This window comes from Streptomyces spongiae (assembly GCF_009377185.1).
Taxonomy (GTDB): domain Bacteria; phylum Actinomycetota; class Actinomycetes; order Streptomycetales; family Streptomycetaceae; genus Streptomyces; species Streptomyces spongiae.
This window is the reverse complement of the sequence record NZ_VJZC01000557.1, coordinates 1-6575: the sequence shown is the minus strand read 5'-3', so window position 1 is coordinate 6575 and position 6575 is coordinate 1. Positions and strand designations below refer to the sequence as shown.

7 protein-coding genes and 1 pseudogene are annotated in these 6575 nt (G+C 70.8%); 3 read left to right on the top strand and 5 right to left on the bottom strand.

Going from position 1 to position 6575, the window contains the following annotated elements:
- Positions 1-58: 58 nt before the first annotated feature.
- Positions 59-1054 carry a lysylphosphatidylglycerol synthase transmembrane domain-containing protein gene (locus FNH08_RS41345; RefSeq protein ID WP_322726301.1) on the top strand — a complete coding sequence of 332 codons (996 nt, stop codon included), beginning with the start codon at positions 59-61 and terminating at the stop codon, positions 1052-1054.
- 86 nt (positions 1055-1140) lie between these two features.
- Here FNH08_RS41345 and FNH08_RS41340 read toward each other — a convergent pair whose 3' ends face one another.
- Both FNH08_RS41340 and FNH08_RS41335 read right to left on the bottom strand, forming a co-directional pair.
- Complete coding sequence (locus FNH08_RS41340; RefSeq protein WP_152776660.1) at positions 1141-1593, bottom strand: hypothetical protein; 453 nt, start codon at positions 1591-1593, stop codon at positions 1141-1143.
- Positions 1594-1622: 29 nt separating this feature from the next.
- Positions 1623-1949: a plasmid mobilization protein gene (locus tag FNH08_RS41335; RefSeq protein ID WP_152776659.1), complete on the bottom strand. Its 327-nt coding sequence runs from the start codon at positions 1947-1949 to the stop codon at positions 1623-1625.
- A gap of 418 nt (positions 1950-2367) precedes the next feature.
- On the opposite strand from FNH08_RS41335, the gene FNH08_RS41330 reads away from it, so the two are divergent.
- Positions 2368-2589, top strand: a complete 222-nt coding sequence (locus tag FNH08_RS41330; protein WP_152776658.1) for a hypothetical protein — start codon at positions 2368-2370, stop codon at positions 2587-2589.
- 1159 nt (positions 2590-3748) lie between these two features.
- Entirely contained in the window at positions 3749-4297 is a 549-nt protein-coding gene (locus FNH08_RS41325) for a hypothetical protein (RefSeq protein ID WP_152776657.1), read from the top strand.
- A 100-nt stretch (positions 4298-4397) separates the two neighbouring features.
- On the opposite strand, the gene msrB is transcribed toward FNH08_RS41325, so the two are convergent.
- The 3 genes and pseudogenes from msrB to FNH08_RS41310 all read right to left on the bottom strand — a co-directional run.
- Entirely contained in the window at positions 4398-4805 is a 408-nt protein-coding gene (msrB, locus tag FNH08_RS41320) for a peptide-methionine (R)-S-oxide reductase MsrB (RefSeq protein ID WP_152776656.1), read from the bottom strand.
- Between the two features lie 13 nt (positions 4806-4818).
- Positions 4819-6207, bottom strand: coding sequence for a UDP-N-acetylmuramate--L-alanine ligase (murC, locus tag FNH08_RS41315; protein WP_152776655.1), 1389 nt, complete (start codon positions 6205-6207; stop codon positions 4819-4821).
- A 176-nt stretch (positions 6208-6383) separates the two neighbouring features.
- Positions 6384-6575: pseudogene (locus tag FNH08_RS41310) on the bottom strand (indole-3-glycerol phosphate synthase); the annotation flags it as partial.

Genomic DNA, 6575 nt, shown 5'->3' with positions numbered 1-6575 from the left:
GCCCCGCACGATGCCGACCCAGCCTGCGCGGGTGTGACGCGAAAGGACGACGTGCTCCGTGTCCCTGTTCCCCCTCGATGATCTCCGCGGTGCCCTCCCCACCACCGTCCGCTCCCCCTCCGCCACACGCCTCGCCCGCGGGGTCCTGACTCTGCTTCCGCTCGTCCTGATCGGAACGTGGGCGGTACTCGACTGGCGGTCCGTGCGCGACGGCGCCGCCCGGCTGGCCTCCGCCGACCCCTGGTGGCTGCTGGCCGCGGCCTTCTTCACCTGCCTGGGCTGGCTCTCCGCCGCCTGCGTCCGGCAGGGGGCCATACCGGACAGGCTCCCGCCGGGGCTGCTGATCGCGTCGCAGTTCGCCGCGGGCGCCGCGAACCACGTGCTCCCGGCGAGCATCGGCGCGCACGCCGTCACGCTGCGGTTCCTCCAGGGCCAGGGCGTGCCCCTCGCCCGGGCCACCGCCTCGCTCGCCCTGTACTCGCTGGCCAAGCCGATCGCGAAGACGGTGGTTCTGCTCGTCTTCCTCGTCGCCTTCCCGGAGTTGCTCCGGCTCGGTCACCTCGTCCCGGAGGGGTGGACGTTGCTGCTGGCCGCCGGAAGTGTGGCGGGCGGTCTCGCGACGGCCGCGCTGCTCCTCACGGCCGTACGCCCGTTGCGCCGCCCGGCCCTCGCCCTCGTCCGTACGGCCCTGACCGACGCGCGGCTCCTGCACACCATGCCCAGCCGGGTGCTCGCCCTCTGGGGAGGGTCCGCCGCCACCCCGCTGCTCCAGGCGAGCGTGATCGCCTCGGTCGGGGCCTCGCTCGGCCTGCAGCTGTCCTGGGGGCAGGTGGCCCTTGCGTTCCTCGTCGCCAGCACCGCGGTGGGGGCGGTGCCCGCGCCGGGTGGCATCGGGCCCGTGGACGCGGCGCTGGTGTTCACCCTGGTCGCGTTCGGCACGTCGATGAGCCTGGCCACGGCGACCGTCGTCAGCTACCGCGTCCTGACGGTCGGGGTGCCCCTGCTGCCGGGCGCGCTCATCCTGTCCGCCCTCGTCCACCGCAAGGTGCTGTGAGACGGGGGGCGCTGCGAGGCATCCCGCGGCCTCAGAACGTCCGCCGTCGGCCGCGGCGTGACGGCGTGCGCGCCCGAGCCGTACCGTCAGACTGCAACCACATGCACATCCGGCGGTGCCAGAACCTTCAGATAGGCGCTGAGATCGTCCGGATCGCTGGTGAAGATGACGGCGCTGCCGTGCCTCACTGCCGCCAGAGCCACCCAGGCATCCACTGCATCAGGACGTTTCTTGACCGGCAGCACCGCCTGCCCCAGAGCCGTACCGATGCGCCGCCAGTCGGCCAGGTCCGGCCCCGTGGCGCAGGCCAGGCACTCCGGGCGGCCCGCCTTCGTCTCGCGCATCGGCGGCTCGGACGTACGCGCCTGCGGGACAGCACAGTCCCTGAGCACTCCGGACAGGGCGTGCACCAACGCCGGACGCGGCCGCCACACCTGAGCCAGGACCGGGCCGAGCACCAGCGCCCGATGCGGGGTCGACCGCACCCCTTCATGGAGCGCCACCGCCTTCGCCTTACGGTCGGCGAGCGCGGTGAGCATACCGGTGTCGTACACCGGCACCCGAGCGCTCACGCGGCATGCCCCGGGCGATGTCCCTGCCGATCTCGGCCGTGCACGAGACCGAGAGCCTCTTCGACCTCGCGGCGCTCCTGCTCCGTCAGGTCCACGGGTGCGTCGGCGGGTCCCCCTGACATCTCTCCGGCTTCCCGCTCCGCCCGGGCGATCACCGCGTCCACATCGGCGAACTGCTCCTCTATGGCATCGCTCTCGGCCATCTGCCGCGTCGCGGCATGCACCAAATACGCCGAGACGTCCATGCCCGCCCTCTCGGCATGCTCTCTGATGCGCTCGGCCTGGGCCTGGTCGAGGCTGATGCTGATCCGCGTCTTCGCCATGAAACCACCGTATGACGCGTATTACGAGAGATCGAGCCGCTACCGGAACACAAGACGGCCGCCCTGGGTTTCCCGCCTCGCCCGCGCTGGTGAGGGTGTCACCGCTGGGCAGGGTGGGAACTCCGTCTACGCCAACCTTCGCGGTGTGGCGAGTACCGCGGTACTCGCCTTCCAGACAGGTGTCGGGAACGAGCACTCCCGCACACATCATGCGAGCCAGATCCGTGCGCAAGGCGCGGAGCCGGGGTGCGGTCTCCTGCTTTCCCGCAGTCGCCGACGCGTCGTCGTCAGGAACCTGCGAAGGCGGCCGGACCAGCCCGAAGCGGACTTCCCGGAAGCCGGCCCCTCGGGCAGCTCGGTGGCAGACGTCCACCGGGGCTGACTCATGTTCTGCCCCGCTCGCCGACATGATCCGCCGTTGCCGGAGCCTGAATCGGCACCGGCCGCCGACTGGCACAATGCTTCGAAAACTCAGGGGAGTTCGCTGGGGACGGGCGATGCGCAATGCGGTGTCACGGACCAACTGGTCACGGCACTGCGGGCCAAGCCCGTGCCTCCCTGTCTCGTCATGGACGCGGTGGACGAGGCCGAACACCCGGCCGATCTGGTCAGCGCCGTGCTGCTGGATGATCCTCGTTGAGGAGTTCGAGGAACTCGCCGTTGCCGATCCAAACGATTCCGACTGGCCTGGGCGGAGGGCGCGGGATGCCGGAGGACCTTCTCGCCCAGGTCGCGGACCCCGATCCGCCTCCGGCCGGGGAGGACCGGGCAACCACCGCCCGGCTGTCGTGCTACCGCTACCTCGATCTGGGACATGGTCCCGAGCCGGTCGCGGGCGATCGGGATGGACGGTCAGGACCGTGACCCAGTCGTCGTAGCGCAGTCCTGGAGGCCGGCGAACATCCGAAAATTGTCGCCTCGTGCGCGCACAACGGGGTCGCCCTGTGGGACACGAACACGGCAGAGAAGCATCTGGAACGGCGCGACCTGGGTGAAGGCCCAGGTGCCTCCGCGATCGTCACCATCACCATCGGTGGGGCCCAGCACGTCGTCTATGTCTCCGACAGAGGTGAGGTCGCGATAGCCACCGCCGATCACCTGGACCGGATGTCCCGCTGGCCCGACGTCGACGTGACGGACCCGGTGTGGAGAGGAGAACCGGAGCGCGTCCTGCTCGCGCCGTCCGCGGCCAGGACCATCGAAGAACGGGGAAGGACAGTCCCCGGGCGTCACCGCTGACGGCGTACGGCTGTCCGCCGAGGTCGACGGCGGGCAACGGTGTGGACGGAGACAGAGTCCCTGTTCCCGTACCCGCGACATGCCTGGCAGTCTGCGCCACCCACGTCCTGGCCGGATACCACTCCGGCCACGGTGGGTCCGGACATCATCCGCATGGCACCGCACGACCGGCTCCAGGTATGCCCGAATCCGACTCCCGGGGCGAGGTTCGCGTGACCGCACTCGACGCCACCCGGACGTTCACACTGACCGGTCACACTCGTGCCGTCTTCGCCACGCGTAGTAGGCGTACGTGACAGGGACGTGCTCGGCGGCCATGCCCAGCCCGGCAGCGAGGTCCTTGGCCCAGGCGGCCGAGCGGGCGGCGACGACATCGGCCGGTGAGAGCGCGGCCCGGTAGCTGGACGGACACCCACACCTCTACACGGGCGGACTCGACAGGTCCCTGCGGCTGTGGGACCTGCGAAGCGGCAGACGGGCCGACGTCTTCTGGTTCCCGGACACCGTGTTCGCCATCGCCGTCGCCCCCGACGGCGCGCCTGTTCGGCTCGCCGCTGCCCATGGGCCTGAGACTTCCGCCACCAGCAACGGCTCAGGGACGCCTGGCCGTTCCGCTCCGGCAACTCGTCTCCGCGATCTCCGAGCGTCTGAGCCTCGACGGCCGCCTCACCCGCGCGTTCATCGCCACGTTCTTCCGCGACGTCACGCGCTATCTCGGCGGGCCGGACGACGCTGCCCGCACCGCGGCCCGAGAGGAGGTCGCAGGCGTCATCTCCTCGACGGGCGCCCACGTGGTCATCGCCCACTCCCTCGGAAGCGTCGTGGCCTACGAGGCCCTCCACGCCCACCCGGAACTCGACGTCGACCTGTTCCTGACACTCGGCTCCCCCCTCGCACTCCGCCACGGAGTCTTCGACCGCCTGTCACCAGCTCCGTTCACCGGTACCGGCGAACGGCCGCCAGGGGTACGCCGGTGGGTCAACCTGTCCGATCACGGGGACATCGTCGCCGTCCCCCGCCCCCTCAAGCAGCGCTTCCCGACGCCACCTGATCCGCGAGTGGGCGACCACGCCCCCTGCCGGGCACGCTTCCGAACTGCGGCGCCATGATCTTTCCGAAGCAGGCGAGTCTCGGCGGGGCTTCACCGCTAAAACCGAACGATCCCCGTCTGTGCTTCTACTCGCGGGCACTGCACAAGGCGGCTTGTGGTCACTCCTCGTCCGGCGCCAGCCGCAGCGAGATCGAGTTGATGCAGTACCGCTGGTCGGTCGGCGTCGGGTACCCCTCGCCCTCGAAGACGTGCCCGAGGTGCGACCCGCAGCGGGCGCACCGCACCTCCACGCGGACCATTCCGTGGGAGCGGTCCTCCAAGAGCTCCACGGCGTCCGAGTTCTTCGGGTCGAAGAAGCTGGGCCAGCCGCAGTGGGAGGCGAACTTGGTCTCCGAGGTGAAGAGCTCGGCGCCGCAGGCGCGGCAGGAGTAGACACCCTTGGTCTTGGTGTCGGTGTACTCACCGGTGAAGGCGGGTTCCGTGCCGGCCTGGCGCAGGACCGCGTACTCGGCCGGGGTCAGCTCCGCACGCCACTGCTCGTCCGGCTTTTCGACGTCGTACGACATGAAGCTCAGCCCCTCACTTCGACAGGTGGTCCAGGATCAGCGGGCCCAGGTCCGTGACGTCACCCGCGCCCATGGTGAGAACGAGATCGCCCGCCCTCGCCATTCCCGCGACCACGGCCGGAGCGCCGTCCTTGTCGTGGACCGCCGTGACGTCCGCGCCCGCGGCCCGCGCCGCCTCGATGATCAGCTCGCTGGTGATGCCGGGGATCGGGTCCTCGCGGGCCGGGTAGATGTCCAGGACGACCGAGGCGTCGGCCAGGGCCAGGGACTGGCCCATCTCGGTGCCGAGTTCCTGGGTCCGGGAGAACAGGTGCGGCTGGAAGAGCACCAGGATGCGGGCGTCACCGGCGGCCGCGCGCATCGCCTCCAGGTCCGCCGTCATCTCGGTCGGGTGGTGGGCGTAGGAGTCGATGACCTGGACGCCCGCGGCCTCGCCCTTCAGCTGGAGGCGGCGCTTGACGCCCGTGTACGCGGCCAGGGCCGGGGCGAGCTCCGCGGCCGGGACGCCGAGGGCCGCACCCGCAGCCAGCGCGGCCACCGCGTTGAGGGCGTAGTGGCGGCCGGGGACCGAGACCGTGAACGTGAGCTCCACGCCGTCCAGGACGGCCGTGACCTCGCTCTTCAGCCCCTGCGGGACGACCGACAGGACCCGTACGTCGGCGTCCTCGGCCTCCCCGTACGTCACCGTCCTGACCTTGCCGGCCAACCGCCGCGTCAGCTCCCGGGCGCCCTCCTGGTCCGCCGAGATCACCAGCGTGCCACCGGGGACGATCCGGCCCGCGAACGTCTCGAAGGACTCGTAGATCTCGTCCATGGAGGCGTAGTTGGCGTGGTGGTCGAGCTCGACGTTGAGGACGATGGCGACCTCGGGCGCGTACTTGTGGAAGCTGCGGTCCGACTCGTCCGCCTCGGCGACGAAGATCTCGCCGTCGCCGTGCAGGGCGTTGGAGCCGGGGGCGTCGAGATCGCCGCCGATCGCGTACGAGGGCTGGAGGCCCAGCTCGCCCAGCGACACGGCCAGCATCGAGGTCGTGGTGGTCTTGCCGTGGGTGCCCGCGACGGCGATCGGACGCAGGCCCTCCATCAGGGCGGCGAGGGCGTCGGAGCGGTGGACCACCGGGATGCCCAGCTCGGCCGCGCGCGCCAGCTCCGGATTGTCCTTGCGGATCGCCGAGGACACGACCACACTGCTCGCGTCGTCGGCCAGGTGCTCCGCCGCGTGCCCGATGTGCACCGTCGCCCCCAGCGCGCGCAGCGCCTCGGCGGTCGCGGACTCCTTGGCGTCACTGCCCGCCACCTTCGCCCCGCGCTGCGCGAGGATCTTCGCGATCCCCGACATCCCGGCCCCGCCGATCCCGATGAAGTGCGGTCGGTCCATGGAGGTGGGAAGGCCGGCTGCCATGCGTGTGTCTCCCAAGGGTGCGTACGGTGACGGGCGCCCCCAGCCTATTGCGTCCCCCAGGGCGCGCCCCGAAAGGGGCGCGGGGCTGTATCAATTTGCGGCTCCGCCGCGTGGGCGCGACCAGCCACAACAAACCCGCACCCGACAACAAACAGGCACCCCAACGGCGCCCCCGGCTACGCCTTGCTGTGCGAGAACAGCTTCAACACCGGCACCCCCACCTTGTGCCGCGCCCGCGACGCCCAGTCCCGATGGAAGAACTCCTCCACGTAGTGGGGATCGGTCAGCACGATGACCTCATCCGCCCCCACCTCCTCGACCAGCGACTTCAGCGCGTCCAGCGGATGATCCTCGATCAGCCGCCCCTC